Consider the following 21,884-nt stretch of genomic DNA (forward strand, 5'->3'; position numbering starts at 1 on the left):
GAACGTGTCTGAAAAACTATTAGAAGTGAAAAATTTAAAGACTTCTTTTTTCATAGAAGACGGAGAAGTTGAAGCGGTTCGCGGCGTTTCATTTCGCTTAAATAAAGGAGAAGTAGTTGGAATCGTTGGTGAGTCTGGAAGTGGAAAGAGCGTTATGGCGAAATCTGTTATGTCTCTTGTTACATCGCCAGGGAAAGTGAAAGAGGGAGAGATTCTATTTCACAATGAAAACATACTTTCAAAATCTGAAAAAGAATTGCGTTCTATTAGAGGAAATCAAATTTCACTTATATCTCAAGATCCAATGTCGGCATTAAATCCAGTTGTGAAAATTGGAAAGCAGATGACGGAAGTAATTATTCGGCATCAAAAAGTGAAAAAGAAAGAAGCAGAGCACATCGCAGTCAACTTGTTAAAACAAGTCGGTCTTTCTTCACCGGAAGAAAGGGTGAAACAATATCCGCATGAACTAAGCGGCGGTATGAAGCAGCGGGTTATGATCGCAATGGCGATGTCTTGTAATCCAGACCTCCTCATTGCGGACGAACCGACGACAGCGCTTGATGTAACGATACAAGCACAAATACTAGATTTAATGAAAAACTTAAAAAATGAAACGAATATGTCGTTACTTCTTATTACGCATGATCTTGGAATTGTTGCGCAAAACTGTACACGCGTTATCGTAATGTACGGCGGACTTATTATGGAAGAAGGACCTGTACTTAATATTTTCCAATCGCCGAATCATCCATATACGAAAGGGCTATTAAACTCTCTACCAAAAATATCGAACGGCGTAAAAGAAAGACTAGCGCCAATTCAAGGTGTAACACCAAACTTATTACACCCGCCGAAAGGATGCCCATTCGCAGAGCGTTGCCCACATAAAATGGACATTTGTGAACAAGAACGTCCGCCATATTTTGAAATCGGAAACGGAAGGCGCTCTATGTGCTGGCTAAATGATAGGGCGGTAGGTGATTCCCATGCATGAAGAAAACTTAATTGAAGTTCGGAACTTAAAAAAGTATTTTCCTATTAAAAAAGGACTATTCGGCAGAAAAACAGAGCAATTAAAAGCAGTAGATGATCTTAGCTTCACAATTAAAAAGGGTGAAACATTCGGGCTAGTAGGAGAATCTGGCTGCGGAAAATCAACGACAGGAAGAAGCATCATTCGTTTACACGACGTTACTTCAGGTAACATCCTATTCGACGGAAAAGATATCGCAGATCTAAAAGAAAGTGAACTAAAAGAATATCGAAAACGAATGCAAATCATTTTCCAAGATCCATACGCATCATTAAATCCGACAATGAACGTATTCCAAATTATTAGCGAACCGATGAACATTCACGGATCTTACACAGCGGAAGAAAGAAAAGAAATCATTCTAGACCTTCTCAAAAAAGTAGGCCTAAAAGAAGAACACCTATATCGCTACCCGCACGAATTTAGCGGAGGACAAAGACAGCGCATAAGCATCGCGCGCGCACTATCTGTAAAACCAGACTTCATCCTATGTGACGAACCAATTTCAGCACTAGATGTCTCAGTCCAAGCACAAGTCGTAAACATGCTGCAGGATATTCAAGAAGAAACAGGCGTCACATACTTATTCATCGCCCATGACCTATCCATGGTAAGACACATATCAGACCGAATCGGAGTCATGTACCTAGGAAACATAGTAGAAATTGCCGACAGCGAAGACCTATACACAAAACCGGCACATCCATACACACAAGCACTACTCTCATCCATGCCAGAACCAGATCCAACAAACACAGGTAAAGAAAGGATCATTCTGCAAGGGGAAGTACCAAGCCCACTAAACTCACCATCCGGCTGCAAATTCAGAACAAGGTGTAAATTCGCCACTGAAAAATGCGCACAGGAAGTACCGAAGATGCTTGAGATTGCGAAGGGGCATGAGGTGGCTTGTCATTTGTTTTAGAGGGGGAAGCATCGGGGGGACCTGGTGGTATTTCAGTTGGTAATATAATAGTTGGTATGGCTTGTAGCGTTAAATAATTTATATAATAAACAATAAACATAAAAAAGAGCTAAGGTTCTCATACAGCCTTAGCTCTTTTTTATGTTTGTTAAACAATATCCTTTCAAAAAAATATTTAAGTCTATATTTATCCCGCTATTTGCCGGGCAGTAAAACTCCCACCTCAAAATTCAGGTGGAGCAAAGAAGTTAGGTGGGAGATCGAATGCCCGTAAACGCCCGATTGGTTCAACTAATAATCAGTGGGGGATGAACAAAACCCCCCACTGATTAAAGTTTCACTTTATAATTTTTTCTATCTTAATGCATAAAGACAGGGAAGGATTATATTTAATTCCCTTCCATACTTCTGATGGGGTGGACATCAATGAGATGTGGTTTTTTGTTCACGGATTTTTAACATCTTTATTTACAGTGTTTTGAATGTAAACTAATAATAAAAAGTTTGCTTTCAAATTAGAAAAGGTTAGTCCCTCACTCCACTCCAGCTAAAAACCTCACACCCAAAAACAAAGGGGAACTCAATTGTTCAAACTCATAAAAAGTTTCAATCTTGTCTAAGCATCCATTAGGATATAGAATTGATCATCCATTTTTCTTTACATAATCTCCAGATACAGTCCATATCAACTATAGATTCTTGTCTTATGCTAAATGTAATCAAAAAGCAAGTAGATAAAGATAATGACTAAAACATTAACTCTAGATACTTTTTTGATGAATATTACAAATAAACAGGAGGTAATGAAAAATGATTAAAACATTATTAGCAGGAGCACTTTTAAGTACAGGATTGGTAGCGGGAGGTGCAGTAGGTGCAGATGATGCGAAAATGGACAATTTAAAGTCAAATGAAGATAGTTCAAATCAAGTAATTACACAAAGTGCAGATGGAACAACGTCTTTCTCACAAAACTTTGATTTACCTAAAGATGCAGTGCCAGCAACTCCTAAAGGAGACGTAAAAACTGTTGAAAGAACAGAAGGTACAGGTTCTCAAGAAGGAAAAATGGTACCAGCAAAAGAAGGTACAGATTCTCAATCTGGATTTGAAATGGGAGCCCCTGAAAAACCAGAACATGCAAAAACTGTTGAAAGAACAGAAGGTACAGGTTCTCAAGAAGGAAAAATGGTACCAGCAAAAGAAGGTACAGATTCTCAATCTGGATTTGAAATGGGAGCCCCTGAAAAACCAGAACATGCAAAAACTGTTGAAAGAACAGAAGGTACAGATTCTCAAGAAGGAAAAATGGTACCAACAAAAGAAGGAAATTAAATAATATATAGTTATAACGAAGAGCATCCAAAAAGTGGTGCTCTTTTTATATTATAGGAACCAACCGGTTTTACTCAATATAGAACCGTAGAGGGAATTTAAGCTAGAATATGGGTTACTGTCTCTTCAAATCGTGGTGTTTGAAGCACTAGTTTTGGTGGTAACGTTACAACATAAACATTTTATTAGAGATTTTTTAAATTTACATACACTCTAGATAAACTACATATCAACTTCAGATACTTGTTTTATGATACAAGTAATCAAACAAAAGGAGGGCAATGCAAAATGATTACAACAGTATTAACAAGGCACTCTTTTAAGTACAGGAGATTATTAACAGGTGGAGAAAATGTTGAAGATGTACAGACAGATAAACATATTCCATATGAACAAAATGAATTGCAGCAAACTCTAGAAAAGTACGATTCGAAGAAATTTGAGTTATAAAAAGAAAGTAGATAAATATAGTGAAAATAGATAAATTGACAAGAGAAAAGCACTTTGTGTATATCACAGGTGCTTTTTATTTTCATTTTGATATAGGGCTTGAATTGAATTTTTACACTAAAATATATACGGCAAAAAGGGGGGAGTTCATTGCACAAAGTTATTTATGGAATATTAATTTTAATTTATACTTTGTATTCATTTTTTGTAAGTGATGGAAGTGAAGTAAGGTTTATTATGGTGTTAACTATAGTACTTATCTTTTCTGTGGTTTTAGAAAAAGGAAATGCAAACAAAACGACTGATTAAAGGTCTTTTTGTTTGCATTTTTTAGTTGGCTATTAAAGTCCAGATGTTTTAGGAATAGCACCAAATCGCCATCAAGCTTAAAGAACGATTTATCCCCAAACAATAAAAATGAGCTTTTTATTACAAGTTAGCACCAAATTTCATTTTTGGGACACTATTAAATTTTTAGTTGATGAAAACACCCGCCTAAAATAGAAAACTTTTAACCTATTATCATTTATTCCGTGGCTTTTAAGGTATTTAACACGACTTTGGTTGCGTCTGCAATAAGTTTATCATCGTATTTAGCATCTTCTTTATCATGATTAGAAAGTATAGCAAGAACAATCGGCTTTTTATTTGGTGGCCAAATAATTGCGATATCATTTCTTGTTCCGTAAGATCCCGCGCCTGTTTTATCAGCTACTTCCCATCCTTTTGGTACGCCCGCACGAATCAATTTATCTCCAGTTGTATTTCTCTTCATCCAATCTACTAATAGTTCACGTTTTTCTATTGGAAGTGCAGTTCCTAATGTAAATGATTGAAGTGTCTTAGCTATCGCTTCTGGTGTACTGGTATCATGTGTTTCTCCTGGATGCACTTCATTTAATTCAGGCTCAAATCGTTCTGAAGTAGTAACAGTATCTCCCATTTCTCTCAAGATTTTTTCAAATTCAGAGGGCCCCCCTAACTGTTTAAGAATCAAATTATGTGCTGTGCTGTCACTATATCGAACAGAAGCATCTGCAAGTTCTTTTAACGTCATTCCTGTATCAACATGCTTTTCAGTAATTGGATTATAATTAGAAAGATCTTCATGAGTATACGTAATCCTTTGATCAAGAGCTTCTAATGAGTTCTTGCGTAAAAGAGCGCCCACAGCTAATGATTTAGATGTAGATGCAAATGCAAAACGATCATCTGAATGATAAGCAACAGTTTGATTCGTACCTGTGTCCAGTGCATAAATACCAAGCTTAGCATCATATTCTTTTTCAAGTTTAGCGAAAGATTGATTACCTGTATTTTCTTGTTTAATTTGATTAGCTTGATTCGCTTGTTTAGGTGGTTCAGATTGAGTGTTACTATTGGAACAGCCTATAAGTGATACACATGAAAGTAATACTACAGGCACAATCTTTTTGTAATGTGAGATGTTAAAGAACTTGTTTAAAACGAACATAAATTTTCAACCTCTTTCAAGAATATATGGATTTTGTCTAGGTATTCTAAATACCAATGCAATTAAAGATGGCATTGGGTAACAATACTACTGCAGCTAAAATTTCACAGGTTAAATGACATCCAAAACGTTTATCCCGCTATTTGCCGGGCTGCCCGTAAAAGCCCGATTGGTGAGGGCTGATAATCAGTGGGGGATGAACAAAACCCCCACTGATTAAAGTTTCACTTTATATGATTGATAAGTCACGGTTTGGGTTGTTTCTTTTTTGTTTTCACTTGTAATGGTTCACCTGTGAAAGTATTAAACTTGTAATACTTAACCGTAGTATTACGATCTATATTTTCCGCTTTTTGGATAATAACTCCTTTCTTTTTTTGTAATACATAAAAATAGATGTCAAACGGGATATGTTGTATCCAATCTGGACAACTAATATTAGAAATACACTTATTAGACACTCTAAGTAATAAATTTGTTCCACTTTAAGATGAGGAAGAATTTGGGGCTTGTAAAATAACAATGGAACTACGTGTTTTTTCGTCATACAAAAACCTCTACATATAAGTAGAGGTTTTTAAATTGTATATTAATGAATTATGCTTTTTTAGATAAAGTAAATCGAGTTCAGGTAAACGAAGAACATAGCATACGTAATTTTAACTAGATTTATTATTAGCTAGTTTATCTCCACCATTAAGCTCCGCCTCAATCTGCGAAGTCTTCGATGACTCATCCATACGCCAATACGTAATAAAGCTTATTGCGATACATCCAGCTACGTAAAAATAGAATAGTGATTCCATCCCGATACTCTTTAGCCATAATGCGATAAATTCCGCTGTTCCGCCGAATATCGCAACTGTTAGTGCATACGGTAAACCTACGCCTAGTGCGCGAATTTCAGTTGGGAAGAGTTCGGCTTTTACAATTGCGTTAATGGAAGTGTAACCAGTAACGATAATGAGGCCGACCATCATGAGTAAGAATGCTACCATTGGTTCTGTCGTTTTTTCCATAAAGAAGAAGATCGGTGCTGTTAGTAACGTTCCGAGAATACCAAAAGCCATTAATAGTGGGCGGCGTCCAATTTTATCGGATAGTAGCCCCGCAATCGGCTGAAGTACGACGAAAATAAGAAGTGCGACAAAGTTAATCCAGCTTACAATTTCTTTCGGAAGACCGACTGTGTTTACCATGAATTTTTGTAAATATGTTGTGTACGTATAGAATGCAACAGTGCCTCCAAGTGTTAGGCCGACTACAGTTAATACTGCTTTCGGATGCTTCATAAGAGCGCGAATTGTTCCTGCGTTTTCGCGGTTTTTAGATTCCATTTTTGAGAACTGCTCCGATTCATCCATCGTACGGCGAAGCCATAATACAGCTACTGCGCCCATTGCTCCAATAATGAATGGAATACGCCATCCCCAAGCTTTCATATCTGGTTCGCTTAGTAATTGCTGAAGAACAATTTGAACGCCTAACGCAACCATCTGTCCAGCAACGAGCGTTACATATTGGAAACTTGAATAAAAGCCACGGCGTCCACTACTAGCCATTTCAGATAAATACGTTGCGGAAGTTCCATACTCTCCGCCGAGTGACAACCCTTGCAGTAAACGGGCAAGAACTAAAATAATTGGCGCCATAATACCGATGCTTTCGTAACTCGGTGTACAGGCAATAATTAAAGAACCACCGGCCATAACCGTAATGGAAAGCGTTAATGCTGCCCGGCGTCCATGACGATCCGCATAGCGTCCCATTAGCAAACTTCCGATAGGACGCATTAAAAATCCAACTGCGAAAATAGCTGCTGTGTTCAGTAACTGACTCGTTGGATCTCCTTTAGGAAAGAATTCTGCTGAAAAATAAACAGCAAAAGCAGAGTAAACGTACCAGTCGTACCATTCAATTAAATTGCCGACGGAACCTTTAAAGATATTGCCGGCGACTCGGTTAGATTTTGCTTGAGCCATAATAATTCCTCCTCTTGCTTATAAATAAAATGATAATTATGAAAGCGCGTTCAATATAGTTGAATTGTACTGTTCATGAATTAAAATCTCAATATTATGACAATTTTATTCTTTTTGTACTTTATGTACATGGAGAGTTTTAATAGTTGCTTCATTATTAGTTTTGTCATAATAATAGAAAAAGGAGATTGATAGTTTAGAATATTTTATCAAAGGATATGGAGTATGAAGAAATCACACAAAGTGTCATTACAAACGAAAATAGTAAGCTTAATTATTACGTTAATTTTATTTGTCGTTCTCCTATTAGCCGGAATATTTGTTTACATTCAGTCCGTTGATACGAAGCGCCAAGTGGAACAATTAGCTCTGCAAACGGCGAAGTCACTTTCTTTTATGCCAGCTATAAAAGATGCTTTTCAATATAACGAGCATAAAAGTACCATTCAATCCATTGCGGAACAAGTTCGCGAGCAAGCTGGTGCAGATTATGTCATTATAGAAGATCGTTATGGGGTTATGTATTCACATTCTAATTCGGAGTTGATTGGTACAAAGAGTAACAATCCATATAACTATGAAGCACTCACTTTTGGTGGCTATTATACACTCGAAGGAAATGGTGCAAGTGGCCCGGCTTTAATGGCGAAGGCACCCATTATTGTTCATAACGGAGACTACGATCAAGTCGTAGGTGTTGTGACAGTGGAGTTTTTAATAAAAGGTATTGAATCTAACATATTGAGCAGAACGAAAGAAATTATCCTCTTTTCCTTAGCTGTATTACTAGCCGGAATTGTTGGTGGCATTCTTTTAGCACGTAGTATCAGGAAAGATACACTCGGTCTAGAGCCGAATGAAATCGCAGCGCTATACCGGGAACGAAGCGCGATACTACTATCTATAAAAGAAGGAATTATCGCTATTGATCAAAACGGTTTTATTACGATGATGAACACTTCGGCAGAAGAAATGCTGTATGTAAATGGTGATTATATGCAGCAGCACATTTCAAAAGTTTTGCCAGAATTTAATATGGAGAGAGTGTTAGAAAACGATCAAGAAATATCGTTTCAAGATAAAGTATTCATTTTAAACATGACACCGATACTCGAAAATAATAGTACGGTAGGCGTTGTATGTAGTTTTAGAGATAAAACAGAATTGCAAAACCTTGTGAATACAATATCTGAGGTAAGAAAATATTCAGAGGACTTACGCGCTCAAACGCATGAATTTACAAATAAACTTTTCGTTTTATCAGGATTACTTCAGTTAGGACATTACAGAGAAGCAATTGAATTCATCCAGCAAGAATCTAATATTCATCAAAGCCAAAACCATATTTTATTCCATCAAATTCACGATGCGAAAGTACAAGCTATTTTATTAGGAAAACTCGGAACAGCGTCTGAAAAGAAAATCGATTTTCATATTGAAGGAGATAGTGCGCTTCAACCGTTACCAGACCATATAAAAGTTTCGCACCTTATTACGATCCTTGGAAACATAATCGACAATGCGTTTGATGCGGTGAGTGAACGAGCGGAAAAGAGTGTTTCCTTCTTTGTTACGGATATTGGACACGATATTGTGTTTGAAGTGATAGATAGTGGAGCAGGGATACCGGCAGAAAAAATCACGACCATTTTTCAAAAAGGGTTTTCAACGAAAGGGAATGATCGTGGTTACGGACTAGCAAACGTGAAAGAAATGGTAGATCTACTACAAGGAACAATTGAAATTCAAAACGAGAAAAATGGGGGAGCTATTTTTACAATTTACCTTCCGAAAACATTGAGAGAAAGTACATGACAAACAGGGGGATGGGAATATGTTGAAGGTTGCAATTGCAGAAGATGATTTCCGCGTGGCGCAAATTCAAGAGGAGTTTTTATCAAAAATAAAGGACGTAAAAGTGATCGGAAAAGCATTGAATGCAAAAGAAACGATGGAACTACTACAAAAGGAAGAAATCGATTTACTTCTATTAGATAATTATTTACCAGATGGAATTGGTACAGACTTATTGCCGAAAATCCATGCTGACTTTCCAAACGTTGACGTCATTATGGTTACAGCGACGAATGAAAACCATATGCTAGAAAAAGCAATTCGAAACGGCGTAAGCAACTACCTTATAAAACCGGTCACGTTAGATAAATTTGTTCGAACCATTGAAGACTATAAAAGAAAGAAGCAATTATTACATAGTAACAATGAAGTAAATCAAGTACTAATCGATAACTTCTTCGGTACTTCACAAATACAAGATATGAAAAACTTACCGACAGGTGTTGATCCGTTAACACTGCAAAAAGTGAAAGGAATTATAAAAGGGTTCGAAGACGGAATTACAATAGAAGAAATGGGAGAACAAATGGGAGCTTCCAGAACAACTGCAAGAAGATATTTAGAATATTTAGTGGCGACAAACGAATGCACAGTAGAGTACACATACGGCATTATCGGACGACCAGAACGAAAATATCGAATAGGACGAGGACTATGAAAAAACGATTATTACTATGTATATGGATCATGACAGGAGTAATAGCTGGTTGTTCCGTAGAAAAAACGCACACGAATAAAGTGGACATAGAAGAAGTAGAAATCGTTGCGCCAAACGTTCAAGGAGCAGGATGGGATTTAACAGCACGGGCAATGCAAAAAACGCTAACAGAAGAAAAAATCTTCACAAAACCAATCACAGTCACAAATAAAGTAGGTGGCAGTGGTGATGTCGGCTGGAAATATACGAAACAAAAAGGCGGTCACGTACTGGCGATTAACTCAAGCTTACTCATAACGAACAACCTACTAGGCCACAGTAAACTAACCTATAAAGACTTCACCCCGCTCGCAACATTAGCATCAGACTGGGAAGTCGTTGTCGTCTCAAAAGAATCAAGCATAGAAAACGCAAACGAACTAATGGAACAACTAAAACAAAACAAGAAAAACTTCAAAATCGGCGTTGCCCCCGGCCTAGGAAACGACGATCACCTATCCTTCGTACAAGTAAGCAAAGCATTCGGCATAAACCCAGCCGAACTACAATTCTTCGTTTACGAAAACAAAGAAAAAATCATAAACGCCCTAACGAACAAACAAATCAATGCCGCAACCATGACCCTATCCGAAGCCGAAAAACAATACAAAGCCGGCAAAATAAAAATACTAGCCGTATCCGCACCAAAGCGCCTAGACCGACTACCAGAAATTCCGACGTGGAAAGAACAAGGAGTCGACGTTATATTCCAGCACTGGAAAGGGATTATGGGCCCGAAGGATATGACGGAGGAAGAGGTTGCTTATTGGGATAATATCATTAAGAGGATGGTGGAGAGTGAGAGTTGGAAGGGGATTTTGAGGGAGAGGGGTTGGAATTCTTTTTATAAGAATAGTGAGGAGAGTAGGATTTTTCTTGAGGAGAGTAGTCAGGAGTATGGGGAGCTAGTGGGGAATAATAGGGATTAGTAAATCATACGGTATGGCGTATGATTTTTCTTTTATACATAGTTTGATAAAATAGTAGTAATTGTAATTTATTGTAACGGTGGGGATAAAAATGTTGGATCAACTCATAATTGAATTGGCTAAATCAACGAAGCAGGTTGAAGATATAAATGGTGATAAAACTTATTTGATTAGAAATAAGGATAATGGAGAATTAGAAATTGAAATTAAATTTTCACGTGAGCGATATGAAAAAGAAGAAGCACCGTCTTATTTTAACGTGGGCTTTGAACTTCTTAAGGATGCTTGGCAAAAAATTATTGATATGCGCACGGTAAAGAGTGAGGATTTCGGACAAGCAAGTGAATGTAATACTTTCTTGGTAGCTTTCTGTTCACAGCTTCCATTTGTGAATGTAATGGAAGCAGGAGCTATTGAATTTAAAGAATTCAAAACAGATAACCTACCAAGTGAAAAATATGATAAAGTAATGCTCTTTTTAGAAGAGACAATGAATGGTACATATAATCCAAGTACGTTAAGTGAACAAGCGGATGAAAATTTATATAGAGTGAAATCTAATGCACGCCAGGATTTAAGATTGTTGGGCTTTTTGAATGAATCTCATGAAATGAATCAGCTTTTATTAAATGAATATGTTCAATCAGAAGATAAGAATGCTTACATTGCACAGCTAGTTTTAAGACAGGAATATTTCCGTCAAAAAGAAAGAAGCTTTAGTAGGTTTGGGAATGACGATTGTCCGAAATTCATTAGGGGCTAATTTGATGGTTGAATCAGTAGCGAAGCGGCGTACGAATAACTTACTAGATTGGTTGGAACAAGTAGGGCTGATTAATAATGAGTGGATTCCTATTGAACAATACGTAAAAGATGATAGAGAAAAGGGCGGTAGTATGAACAGTAATTTACGTGAAAAGTTTTTAACGGTTATGGATGAATATTTACAGGCAAGAACAGAAAGATTTGCAGGTCATAAAATGGGAGCGGTTGTTAGGCATGAAATGACAACGGAAATAACGAGGTTACCATTTATTAATCATAATCAATATGTTGTCACAGGTTCAATTGGACAAGGGAATTGGGCTGCTGTTCCGTGGCTTGCGATTATGAATAAAGATATTACGACATCTACGCAGAGAGGTTATTATATCGTTTATTTGTTTAGTGAAGATATGGAGCGATTATATTTAACGTTGGCGCAAGGTGTGACGGAAACGACTAAAGAAGAGATGCAAAAAATTAAAGAAGAGATCCGTGAACAAATACATATGTCCCAAAAGGTGAAAAAAGATAATGAGATTTTCCTAGGATCAAGTCCAAAAGCGAAAGGATATGCGAATTCAACAGCGGCTTATATTGCGTATGATGCTAATGATATGCCAAGTGAAAAAGAGTTAGTAGAGGACCTAGAAGAAATGCTTCGCTATTATGAGGGATTCATAGCTTATAAAGAGGAAGGAACGAAATATGAAATGATTTATGAGAGGAAAGAAGTGTATTTAGATCAGCAATCAATTATCGATCATGTGTCTTCTTATATTCAAAGTAAAGGTTTCTTTTATGAGAAAAAGGATCTTAATAATTTCTTCCTTTCGTTAAAGACGAAGCCATTTGTAATTTTATCAGGTATTTCAAGTACAGGGAAAACGAAAATTGTTCAGTGGTTTGCGGAGAGTTTAGGGGCTACGGAAGAGAATGGACAATTTACACTCATTCCGGTTCGACCTGATTGGAGTGATAGTTCTGATTTGCTTGGTTATGTGAATCTTCAAGGGGAATTTCAAGAAAGACCGTTAATTAAAGTTCTTGAAAATGCAGATGCAAATCCAAATAGGCCGTATTTTGTAGTGTTGGACGAGATGAACTTAGCTAGAGTGGAATACTACTTTAGTGATTTTTTAAGTGTAATTGAAAGTCGTAAATGGAAAGATGGAAAAATTGTTACGTCACCAGTACTTCCAGAATCAATTACGAATAAGCATATTACGATTCCATCAAATGTATATATTATCGGAACGGTAAATATGGATGAAACGACACATCCGTTAAGTAAAAAAGTATTAGATCGTGCGAATACAATTGAATTTAATACCGTTAACTTAGATTATTTTAATTTCTTAATGGATATGGAAGAGAAGGAAGCTGAAATTGTTTCTAATAGCTCTTTAGCAACCAAGTATCTTCATTTAAAAGAATGCTTTAAAGAAAACGAAGATCTTGTGAGAAATATCTCAACTATTTTAATAGAAATAAATAAAACACTTGAATCAGTTGGAGCTCAAGTTGGATACCGTATACGAGATGAAATTTGTTTCTATATGGCATACAACGAAAAAGGAAAGTTATTATCGTTTGATGAAGCGCTTGATTATCAAATATATCAAAAGATTTTACCGCGTCTTGCAGGGAGCGATGGACGAACAGAAGAGGTATTAAAGCAGTTGTATGTATTATGTGCAAATGAAGAATATGATAGTGGTAATAATGATGCCTCATATGCTAAGTATCCTCGTTCAGCTAACAAGCTGTCTCATATGTTAAGGAGGTTCGAGTATGATGGCTTCACCTCTTTCTGGATCTAATAATGAGATAGAGCTAGTTAAGATTGAAACAGAGGAGCTATCATTGACGATTAAAGGAAACCCTTATCATGAAAAATACGAGAGTTTAAAAGAATATCATGCTATGAACGCAGATGAAATGATGTATTTTCATGTAGATGGGAAGACGGAATCCGTTTTTGTATTTGATGCGAGATTGCAGCGGCTAGATGAATGGAACGAACATCCGCCAATCTTTTTTGAGAATAGAAGTTATCAGCTTGTTGTTGTTCCGAAAAATAACAAGCAGCTCTCTTTTTATCATGAACATCCGGGATTTCGAAAACAAGTTAGTTCTATTCAAATGGGTTCACTACACGTGTTAATGGGGAATCTTTCGTTTCCGAATGAAGTAGGAAATACAACGTTTGAAATTAAAGATGATAAAGAAACTTTATTAACAGTTACATTTGAAGTTTTTCCGGTAAAGCTTGATTATAAGGATGATTACAGAGCTTTATTAGATGAGGTAAATGATGAAATTTATAATTTAGCGTTTCATTTACTAAAGAGAACTTACTTAGGAGCATCTGCAATTTACGCTACAAATCCATCGAAGAGTGAGTTTTATCGTATTTTAAATGATTCCTTTGAGCGGTTTATGAAGTCGATCTCTTACATTAAAAGACAACCGCATCATACGCTTATGACTAGACATCAACTTGTACGAGGAGAAAAAATTCGTAAATTTGATTCTGTCGGAATGAATTATTTGCGAAAGCGACCACACTTAATACAAGGAGAAAACAGTATACCGGCTAAAGGAATTACAGCTTATAAGGAAGTGTCATATGACACGCTGGAAAATCGATTTGTTAAATGGATGATTCAAAGAGTCGTACATAAAATAGAGGATTTACTTAAGGCGCTAGAGCCAAAGTCTAGATATACACGTGGTGAAACTGATGAAGATTTACTACAACGTGTAAAAAATATGAAGTATCGAATGAAAAATGAATTGAACGATCCATCTTGGCGAGGAATAGGAAAATTAGATCGCTCAGTCTTTTCGCTCGTAATCCAAATGGCTGCAGGATATAGAGATGCGTATCAAATCTTTTTAATGCTATCGCGAGGTTTAACATTACGAGGACAAATTTTCAAAATGTCGGTAAAAGATGTCGCAAGGCTATACGAATACTGGACGTATTTAAAACTCGGACAAATTCTATCTAAAAAATATATACCGCTCCATCAAGACGTTATTCAAGTTAAACAAGATGGTTTATACGTAACGCTTGATGAAAGTAAAACTGCAAAAAGAACGTTCAAGCATCCAGTCACTGATGAAGTAATAGAACTTTATTTCCAGAAAAGAAACGGTAGACTGCCAACAGTTACACAAAAGCCAGATACGATGCTTGCTATTGAGAAGAAGGGAAAGAACTATCAATACCAATACATTTTTGATGCGAAATATCGAATTGATTTTGCTGAAAATCCTCATTACAAAAGGAAGTATGGCACCCCTGGTCCAATGGAAGAAGACATTAATACAATGCATCGTTACAGAGACGCACTAGTGGTAGAACAAGAGGGGCCTTTTGAGCGAACAGCTTACGGAGCGTACGTACTATTCCCATGGAATCAAGAGGAAGAATACGAGAATCATCCATTTTATAAAAGTATCGAAAAAGTAAATATCGGTGGTTTCCCATTCTTACCAAACGCAACGAGACTGGTAGAACAATTTCTAGATCATCTCATTGAAAAAAGCCCAGAAGAAATTATAAGAGAAGGCATCCTTCCAAGAGGAACAAAAGAAGAATGGCACTCCTCGCTAGAAGAAAAAGTATTAGTGGGCAGCGTGAAAACTGAAAGTGACTATGAAACATATAGAAAAAATGGCGTATATCAGCTACCAGTCACACAGCTAAAACCAGGATGGCAAGAAGCTAAGTACATAGCATTATATGCACCGAAAAAATGGCACGGAGAAAAAGGTGGCATTCAATACTTCGCAAAAATTAAACACATTCAAATGCAACAAAACGATGAGTATGTAAATTTCGAACTAGAGCCATGGAAAAAACTAGACCACCTCATCCGCCCAGTAGGATATGGCATTCAAGCATACACAATAACAACTATGTCGTTATTAAAAGAGGTGCAAGAACTCCCGGAACTATTTATGAAATCAAAAGAAGAACGAATCCTTTGGAAAACATTACGCCGTTTTACGAGGCAAGTTAAAGTTGAGCTGGATCATCGTAATTTAGATGAGGCATCTTCTGTTAAGAGTTATTATGTGCAGGATGTTCAGATTTGGGTTGATTATGAGAATGGGGTTGTTATGGTTGGGAGAGATGGACGAGTTAAAGAGGTGCCTTTGGAGTTGGTTGTTGGGCGGGGATCGGTGTTGTTTAAAGAAGTTATAAAAGTACTAAATGTTAGGGAATAGCACTTAGATACAAGGTTGATTAAGTCATGAATAAGGGCCAAGTTTTTAAATGTAATAGATAAATATTAGTTGGATAAAGTGTATTGTTAACTATGGGAAGAAGAGCATATGGGGTATATGCTCTTCTTTTATTTGTAAATAACATGGATGTGAAACTCTAAATGATGACCTCCACCCTGTCAAGGTAAAGGTCTTATTTTACCTCTATATTAGTGATACCGGATTTTTTCTATACATTCCCCTTGTACCTCCCCCAACGTCACCCCCTAACCTAAAGAAGACAAATCAAAAAGGGGGGACAAAACCACTCATGAAAACCACCACAAAAGAAAAAAGGAACACCATCATCATGCTACTACTCTCAGCTGCAATAGGAATCTTTTCACCACTACTCATGTACATCACACTGGCACGTAAAAATGAGGTGTACAAATACCATTGCCGAAAAGCATTCAACTTTCATTTGTTAATCTTTCTTCTATTTAATATTAGTTCGTGTATTAGTGATGTTTTATTTTGGATTGTATTTGCCTTTGAGGTAGTTCAAGTGATCATTGTTGCTTGGAAAGTAATACGCGACGAACCATATCGTTATTTCATTCGAATTCTGTTATTTAAAGAAGATAAGTATGCAGTGGAAGGAGAATAGATGATGAAACAAGAAGTGGAGATAAAAGGAAAGCGATTTTTCGTTATGATTGCCGTGTTGTTTATTGCGACTTATATTGTTTTACGAAAAAGAAAGTATGAGCACTTTTATGATGGTATTAGTGAGTATGAAAATCGTTATAGCGGGAAGGTTCCTTTTTTATTACTTGTTGTAGGTTTGTTTCAATATTGTAGGCAGAATGAGGTAAGTTTTTCTCATATGCTTCAGTATGTGAAAGAGAAGTTAGTGGAGTAGGTGAGGATATGGCGTGGATGATTAGTGAGTTTGCAAGTGTTGGGGATGTTACGGTGCGGACGCTTCGTTATTATGACAAGATTAATTTATTAAAGCCGAGCGATTATACTGAGGGTGGGCATCGGTTATATACGAAAGATGATTTGTATGTGTTGCAGCAAATTCAATCGTTTAAGCATCTCGGTTTTTCGCTTGGGGAAATTCAAAATATTATATTGCAGCGTGATATAGAGACGGAAGAATTTTTAAGACAAATGCATTTTCAAAGAGAACTGCTTTTGGCAGAGCAAGAAAGAATTGCGAAGGTACTTTCGCATATGGATGAGATGACGAAGAAGTTTCAAAAGGAAGAACGAGTGGATATCGCTTTGTTTTCTTCGTTTCTGCAAACCTTTATATGGGAGAAAGAAAATAAGGAATGGTTAGAGGAACATTTTTCAAAGGAGAGTGTTCAAGCGGTTTATAATAATAAGGAACTAAAAGAAAAGTTTGATCGGCGATTTATGGATGTGATAGGGAAGTTGAAAAAGTATAAGGAAGAAGAGAAGGATCCGAGTCATCATGACGTTCAAGTTACTTTGAAGGAATTTTTCAATTTAATAGAAGAGGTAACGAAATATCTTGATACACCTCAAAGTGATGTGGAGGATATAATCCAAAAATCCAACCTCCCACTATCCGAATTCCCAACCCTCTTCACAACCGAAGAAGAAAACTATATAAAAGAAGCAATCCAGCAGTTTAACCCCTAGTTAAACTGCTTTTCCATTATAATAGAAGAAAAACCAAACGGAGGAAAATCCCATGCCAACCTACAACAAACTAATCCGAAATAAAATCCCACAAATAATAAAAGCTAACGGAAAAACACCAACAACAAGAATTCTATCTGAAGACGAATACATAAAAGAACTCTGCAAAAAAACACAAGAGGAACTAACCGAATACCTAGAAGCAGACACAAAAGAACATAAACTCGAAGAACTATCCGATCTTCTAGAACTAATAAACGCCCTAGCTGAACATGAAGGCACAACACTAGAAGAAATCAATAATATCCGTAAAAAGAAAGCGGAAGAACGAGGTGGCTTTTCAGATCGAGTATTCTTAATCAGGGTAACTGATAACTAACCCCTCCTAAGCCCCTCCCAAGTAATAAATCACTAAAAAAAAACACAACAAAACAAAAACACCAACAAACACCGTAGTAGTAGTCAAAAAAAATTTGAAATAACACGCCAAAAACCCACCCCTCCTTCTTATATATAGTACAAAGAGGAATTTTTCATTTTTGAATGGAGACGGGAGGAACTTTGATGGCGGTGTATCGTAATGTGCAGGTAAATTTTTGGCAGGATGATTTTGTTTTGGATTTGACGCCGGAGGAGCGGTATTTTTATGTGTATTTGTTAACTTGTTCGAAGACGACGCAGTGCGGGATTTTTCCTTTTCCGAAGCGGTTAGCTGAGATGGAGACGGGTTATAATCGGGAGACTGTTGACAAGCTTGTGCAGCGCTTCATTGATTATGGAAAGATTCTTTATGATGCGGATACGAGGGAGTTATTTATTTTAAATTGGCTTCGTTATAATCCTGTGACGAATACGAATGTGGAGAAGTGTGTGCTTCGTGAGCTTAAGGGTGTGAAGAATAAGGAGTTTGTATGTATGTTTCTTCGTAAGTGCGTAGAGGAGGAGCTGAATGTTCCGATGCTTTTAGCACATTTCGGTATGCCTAGTGATTTGGCCGTTCATGATGTTGATCCGGTCTGTGATGAGGCGGAAGAAGAGGTTAAAGAGGAAGAGACGGGGAGTCGCGTGTTTTCTTTTTACGAGCAACATTTTGGTAGTTTGTCTCCGTATACGGTAGAGGAATTGAATGCGTGGATGAATGATTTGTCAGAGGAGCTTGTGCTGAAGGCTCTTCAAATTTCGTATGAGAATAAAAACCGGAAGATGGCTTATGTGAAGGGGATTTTGCGGGGGTGGCACGGGAAAGGATTTACGAAAGTGTCTGAGGTTGAGGCGGATACGGCAAGGTTTCGGAAGAAGGAGTCGTCTGTTAGTAGCGGGGAGACGGCAAATTTTTTGGCGAAGTGTGAGGAGTGGGAGAAGAATGTGCCGTCTGAGGAAGAGTTGCAGCGCTTTTTAGCGGAGCGCGGGTGGCGTCCATGAGTATTCAAAATGTGGAGGCGGAAAAGACGGTGTTAGGTTCTCTATTACTTGATGGAGAGCTTATTAAGGAGTGCCGTTTGACGGAGCAGTATTTTTCTATGCCAGTGCATAAGTCTATATTTCAGTTAATGCGAAAAATGGAAGAAGAGGGGCAACCCATTGATCTTGTGACGTTCATTTCTAGGGTAGATCCGAATTTTTTGAAGGGGATCGGGGGAATGGAGTATTTTATAGGGTTAATGGATGGTGTGCCTGCGACTAGCAACTTCTCTTATTATGAGGGGCTTGTTCGAGGTGCATGGAAAATGTATCAGGCTGGTGTTCTTGGGCACAAGATGGGAGAGCGTCTTATTGAGGAGAAGAATGAGAAAATTATTGGTGAGACGATTACGGCACTTTGTGAGTTAGAGGAAAAGGACTGTGTATGTGAGTTTGATTTGAAGGATGCGTTAGTTGGTTTGTATGAAGAGCTTCATCAAGATACGAAAGAGAATACTGGTATTGAGACTGGTTATATATCGCTAAATAAAATGACGTGCGGATTGCAGGAAGGTGATTTTGTCGTTCTTGGTGCACGCCCTTCTATGGGGAAGACTGCGTTTGCGTTAAATGTTGGACTACATGCGGCGAAGTCTGGAGCGGCAGTTGGATTGTTTTCATTAGAGATGAGTAGTAAGCAATTGTTAAAAAGGATGGCGTCTTGCGTAGGTGAAGTGTCAGGAGGCAGATTGAAAAATCCGAAGCACCGTTTTGCGATGGAAGACTGGGAAAAGGTGAGTAAGGCGTTTGCGGAGATCGGGGAGTTACCACTTGAGATTTACGATAATGCAGGCGTTACAGTGCAAGATATTTGGATGCAAACTCGTAAGTTAAAGAGGAAGCACGGCGATAAAAAGCTTTTAGTCATTGTAGATTATTTGCAGCTCATTACGGGGGATCCGAAGCATAAGGGCAATCGGTTTCAAGAGATTAGTGAGATTTCTCGTAAGCTTAAGTTATTAGCGCGTGATTTAAATGTTTGTGTAGTAGCGCTGTCGCAATTGTCTCGTTCAGTAGAATCACGTCAAGATAAGCGCCCGCTTTTATCTGATTTAAGAGAGACGGGACAAATTGAGCAAGATGCGGATGTCATTATGCTTATGTATCGTGAAGATTATTACGATAAGGAAACGAAGCAGAAAGAGATGACGGAGATTCATGTGGCGAAGCATCGGAATGGACCTGTTGGTAGTTTTAAACTGAGATTTTTGAAAGAGTTTGGACGGTTTGTGGAGGGAAAATAGTGAAAAGACTGGAGTATCACTTTGCAAATAAAATAAAGCATAAGTTTTCTATTTAATTAACTTATGCTTTATTTTTTGATTCTTTGAATATGTTTCTTATTTTTCCATAAAGAAAGATCTTCTCTCTGCAGTAATCCATTGCTGCAAGTCATCTTGGCTACGTCGTACAAGTCGATTCACTAAAACATCATGCCATACATAATCCTCTAATAGGTATATATGAACGGGGTCATCTGTATAAAAAGCAATATTACGCTCCTCAAGTGATGGTCCATAAATCATCTCTTTAGAATCTATCGATAAAATAAACCAATGTTCTGTAGACAGGGTTTCTGTATAAGGTGTTATACGGTGGGCTTCTAGATTTTTAATGGGATTTTCAACATGCAGGGTAATACCTTGTATCATGACTTTATCGGCTACCTCAGATAGTTCTTCTTTTAATACTTCGTACATCTCATCCCACATCGAAATGACAATACGTTTTTCTGCTTTTTTGATTAATGCCTGACAGTAGCTAATTATTGTTTTATTGTCTTTTAAAGTAATCACTCGATTATCCGTTTTTTCCTCGAAAGTTTCTAGTTTTTTTAATGAGTCACTGATTCCTTCATAAGTAGACTGCCATTCTGATTGAGCCTTCTGCAAAAAGATTTCAACAGGTAGAGGTGAATAGCGAGTGGTGTCATTTATTTCTTCCTTCATGACAATTCCTTTTTCTACAAGGTTACCTAAAACCTCGTAAATCCGCGCTCTTGGGATACCTGAATCTTTACTCACTTGGTAGGCTGTGACAGGCCCCTGTTTAACAAGAGATACATAAGATTTAGCTTCATATTCATTAAAACCAATTTTTTTAAGCTGTTGCACTATGTAGTCCACTTTTTTCGTCCTCCGATGTTTGCTTTTATATTTCAACGTTACAATAACTGTTTACATTTAGCAAATTATTAGTTACTATTCGAATAGTGACTAAAGGGGAGGTTAATAGTATGGATTTTTATTTAGACCCATCAGTATTAATTATTTTGATTGCTTTTGGATTTTTAGCTGCATTTATTGATTCAGTTGTAGGTGGCGGTGGACTGATTGCTTTACCAGCTTTATTATTTACAGGACTGAATCCAGCAAGTGCAGTAGCTACGAATAAACTAGCGTCGACAATGGGGTGTGCAACTAGTAATATTGTGTTTTATCGTTCTGGTAATCTTGATTTGAAATCGGCGTTTAAATTAGTTCCACTCACTTTCATAGGTTCCGTAATAGGTGCATGGACCGTTCATTTAATGAACCCAGAAGTACTGAAGCCATTGATGCTGATCATGCTTGGTGCGGTTGCTATTTATACGATTTTCAAAAAGGATTGGGGTAGTGTTTCCACTCATAAGAAATTGTCCGGTCGACACTTCATTATTTTTACTTTTTTTATTTTTATTATTGGTTTTTATGATGGATTTCTAGGTCCTGGCACAGGTTCGTTTTTAATGTTTTCTCTTTTATTTATTGGGTATGATTTTTTAAAAGCAGCAGGTAATGCGAAGCTTCTTAATTTAGGAAGTAATGTTGGTGCATTGTTGATGTTTATGTATGTAGGGCAAGTAAACTATGTGTATGGTTTTATAATGGGGATTGCTCAAATTGCTGGAGGGATTGTTGGCTCCAAATTTGCTATAAAAAAAGGAAGCGGGTATGTTCGTGCTCTTTTCATTACAGTAACTTGTTTATTGTTAGCGAAAAATCTGTATGACTATATTCAGTAAGTAATTTTGAACATCTTCACTTCAAAGAACGTAGAAAAGGTCAAATATGAAGGCTACATAAAATATAAGAAGATACT

General features: G+C 37.2%; 19 protein-coding genes and 1 pseudogene. 17 read left to right on the forward strand and 3 right to left on the reverse strand.

Going from position 1 to position 21,884, the window contains the following annotated elements; all coding sequences use genetic code 11:
* Nucleotides 1-4: 4 nt before the first annotated feature.
* From LUS72_RS04655 to LUS72_RS04675, 5 genes are all read left to right on the forward strand, one after another.
* Complete coding sequence (locus LUS72_RS04655; RefSeq protein WP_097829837.1) at nt 5-997, forward strand: ABC transporter ATP-binding protein; 993 nt, start codon at nt 5-7, stop codon at nt 995-997.
* A complete protein-coding gene (locus LUS72_RS04660; RefSeq protein ID WP_141533296.1) occupies nt 990-1,961 on the forward strand; it encodes an ABC transporter ATP-binding protein in 972 nt (323 codons plus the stop codon). Before LUS72_RS04655 ends, LUS72_RS04660 begins: the two co-directional genes overlap by 8 nt.
* A gap of 810 nt (nt 1,962-2,771) precedes the next feature.
* Nucleotides 2,772-3,296 (forward strand): hypothetical protein, encoded by a 525-nt coding sequence (locus LUS72_RS04665; RefSeq protein ID WP_264448621.1) that lies wholly within the window; start codon nt 2,772-2,774, stop codon nt 3,294-3,296.
* Nucleotides 3,297-3,584: 288 nt separating this feature from the next.
* Nucleotides 3,585-3,746, forward strand: a complete 162-nt coding sequence (locus tag LUS72_RS04670; protein WP_170961002.1) for a hypothetical protein — start codon at nt 3,585-3,587, stop codon at nt 3,744-3,746.
* 150 nt (nt 3,747-3,896) lie between these two features.
* Complete coding sequence (locus LUS72_RS04675) at nt 3,897-4,055, forward strand: hypothetical protein (RefSeq protein WP_002087303.1); 159 nt, start codon at nt 3,897-3,899, stop codon at nt 4,053-4,055.
* Between the two features lie 217 nt (nt 4,056-4,272).
* On the opposite strand, the gene blaIII is transcribed toward LUS72_RS04675, so the two are convergent.
* Together blaIII and LUS72_RS04685 are read right to left on the reverse strand one after the other, a co-directional pair.
* Nucleotides 4,273-5,220, reverse strand: coding sequence for a class A beta-lactamase BlaIII (blaIII, locus tag LUS72_RS04680; protein ID WP_264448622.1), 948 nt, complete (start codon nt 5,218-5,220; stop codon nt 4,273-4,275).
* Nucleotides 5,221-5,879: 659 nt separating this feature from the next.
* On the reverse strand, nt 5,880-7,202 hold the full coding sequence (locus LUS72_RS04685) for an MFS transporter (RefSeq protein WP_264448623.1): 1,323 nt from the start codon (nt 7,200-7,202) through the stop codon (nt 5,880-5,882).
* Nucleotides 7,203-7,427: 225 nt separating this feature from the next.
* Here LUS72_RS04685 and LUS72_RS04690 point away from each other — a divergent pair, with 225 nt between their 5' ends.
* From LUS72_RS04690 to dnaB, 11 genes and pseudogenes are all read left to right on the forward strand, one after another.
* Entirely contained in the window at nt 7,428-9,017 is a 1,590-nt protein-coding gene (locus tag LUS72_RS04690; RefSeq protein WP_097829842.1) for an ATP-binding protein, read from the forward strand.
* Nucleotides 9,018-9,036: 19 nt separating this feature from the next.
* Nucleotides 9,037-9,714 (forward strand): response regulator, encoded by a 678-nt coding sequence (locus tag LUS72_RS04695; protein ID WP_264448624.1) that lies wholly within the window; start codon nt 9,037-9,039, stop codon nt 9,712-9,714.
* Nucleotides 9,711-10,682 carry a tripartite tricarboxylate transporter substrate binding protein gene (locus LUS72_RS04700; protein WP_097829844.1) on the forward strand — a complete coding sequence of 324 codons (972 nt, stop codon included), beginning with the start codon at nt 9,711-9,713 and terminating at the stop codon, nt 10,680-10,682. Before LUS72_RS04695 ends, LUS72_RS04700 begins: the two co-directional genes overlap by 4 nt.
* Before the next feature lie 91 nt (nt 10,683-10,773).
* Nucleotides 10,774-13,267: pseudogene (locus LUS72_RS04705) on the forward strand (MrcB family domain-containing protein).
* Complete coding sequence (locus LUS72_RS04710; RefSeq protein WP_264449050.1) at nt 13,242-15,686, forward strand: restriction endonuclease-like protein; 2,445 nt, start codon at nt 13,242-13,244, stop codon at nt 15,684-15,686. Before LUS72_RS04705 ends, LUS72_RS04710 begins: the two are co-directional and overlap by 26 nt.
* 310 nt (nt 15,687-15,996) lie before the next feature.
* A complete protein-coding gene (locus LUS72_RS04715) occupies nt 15,997-16,335 on the forward strand; it encodes a magnetosome magnetite crystal formation protein family (protein WP_097829847.1) in 339 nt (112 codons plus the stop codon).
* Between the two features lie 3 nt (nt 16,336-16,338).
* Nucleotides 16,339-16,590, forward strand: a complete 252-nt coding sequence (locus tag LUS72_RS04720) for a hypothetical protein (protein WP_264448625.1) — start codon at nt 16,339-16,341, stop codon at nt 16,588-16,590.
* Nucleotides 16,591-16,598: 8 nt separating this feature from the next.
* Entirely contained in the window at nt 16,599-17,342 is a 744-nt protein-coding gene (locus LUS72_RS04725) for a MerR family transcriptional regulator (RefSeq protein WP_264448626.1), read from the forward strand.
* 52 nt (nt 17,343-17,394) lie between these two features.
* On the forward strand, nt 17,395-17,721 hold the full coding sequence (locus LUS72_RS04730) for a nucleoside triphosphate pyrophosphohydrolase (RefSeq protein WP_264448627.1): 327 nt from the start codon (nt 17,395-17,397) through the stop codon (nt 17,719-17,721).
* A gap of 185 nt (nt 17,722-17,906) precedes the next feature.
* Nucleotides 17,907-18,764, forward strand: a complete 858-nt coding sequence (locus LUS72_RS04735) for a DnaD domain-containing protein (RefSeq protein WP_264448628.1) — start codon at nt 17,907-17,909, stop codon at nt 18,762-18,764.
* Nucleotides 18,761-20,047: a replicative DNA helicase gene (dnaB, locus tag LUS72_RS04740; RefSeq protein ID WP_264448629.1), complete on the forward strand. Its 1,287-nt coding sequence runs from the start codon at nt 18,761-18,763 to the stop codon at nt 20,045-20,047. The genes LUS72_RS04735 and dnaB overlap by 4 nt, the downstream gene beginning before the upstream one ends.
* Nucleotides 20,048-20,143: 96 nt before the next feature.
* Here the strand turns inward: dnaB and LUS72_RS04745 are convergent, their stop codons facing one another.
* On the reverse strand, nt 20,144-20,929 hold the full coding sequence (locus LUS72_RS04745) for a TrmB family transcriptional regulator (protein ID WP_097829852.1): 786 nt from the start codon (nt 20,927-20,929) through the stop codon (nt 20,144-20,146).
* A 110-nt stretch (nt 20,930-21,039) separates the two neighbouring features.
* Here LUS72_RS04745 and LUS72_RS04750 point away from each other — a divergent pair, with 110 nt between their 5' ends.
* A complete protein-coding gene (locus LUS72_RS04750; protein WP_097829853.1) occupies nt 21,040-21,807 on the forward strand; it encodes a TSUP family transporter in 768 nt (255 codons plus the stop codon).
* Nucleotides 21,808-21,884: the final 77 nt, after the last annotated feature.

The sequence above is a fragment of the Bacillus cereus genome, assembly GCF_025917685.1.
GTDB classification, from domain to species: domain Bacteria; phylum Bacillota; class Bacilli; order Bacillales; family Bacillaceae_G; genus Bacillus_A; species Bacillus_A cereus_AT.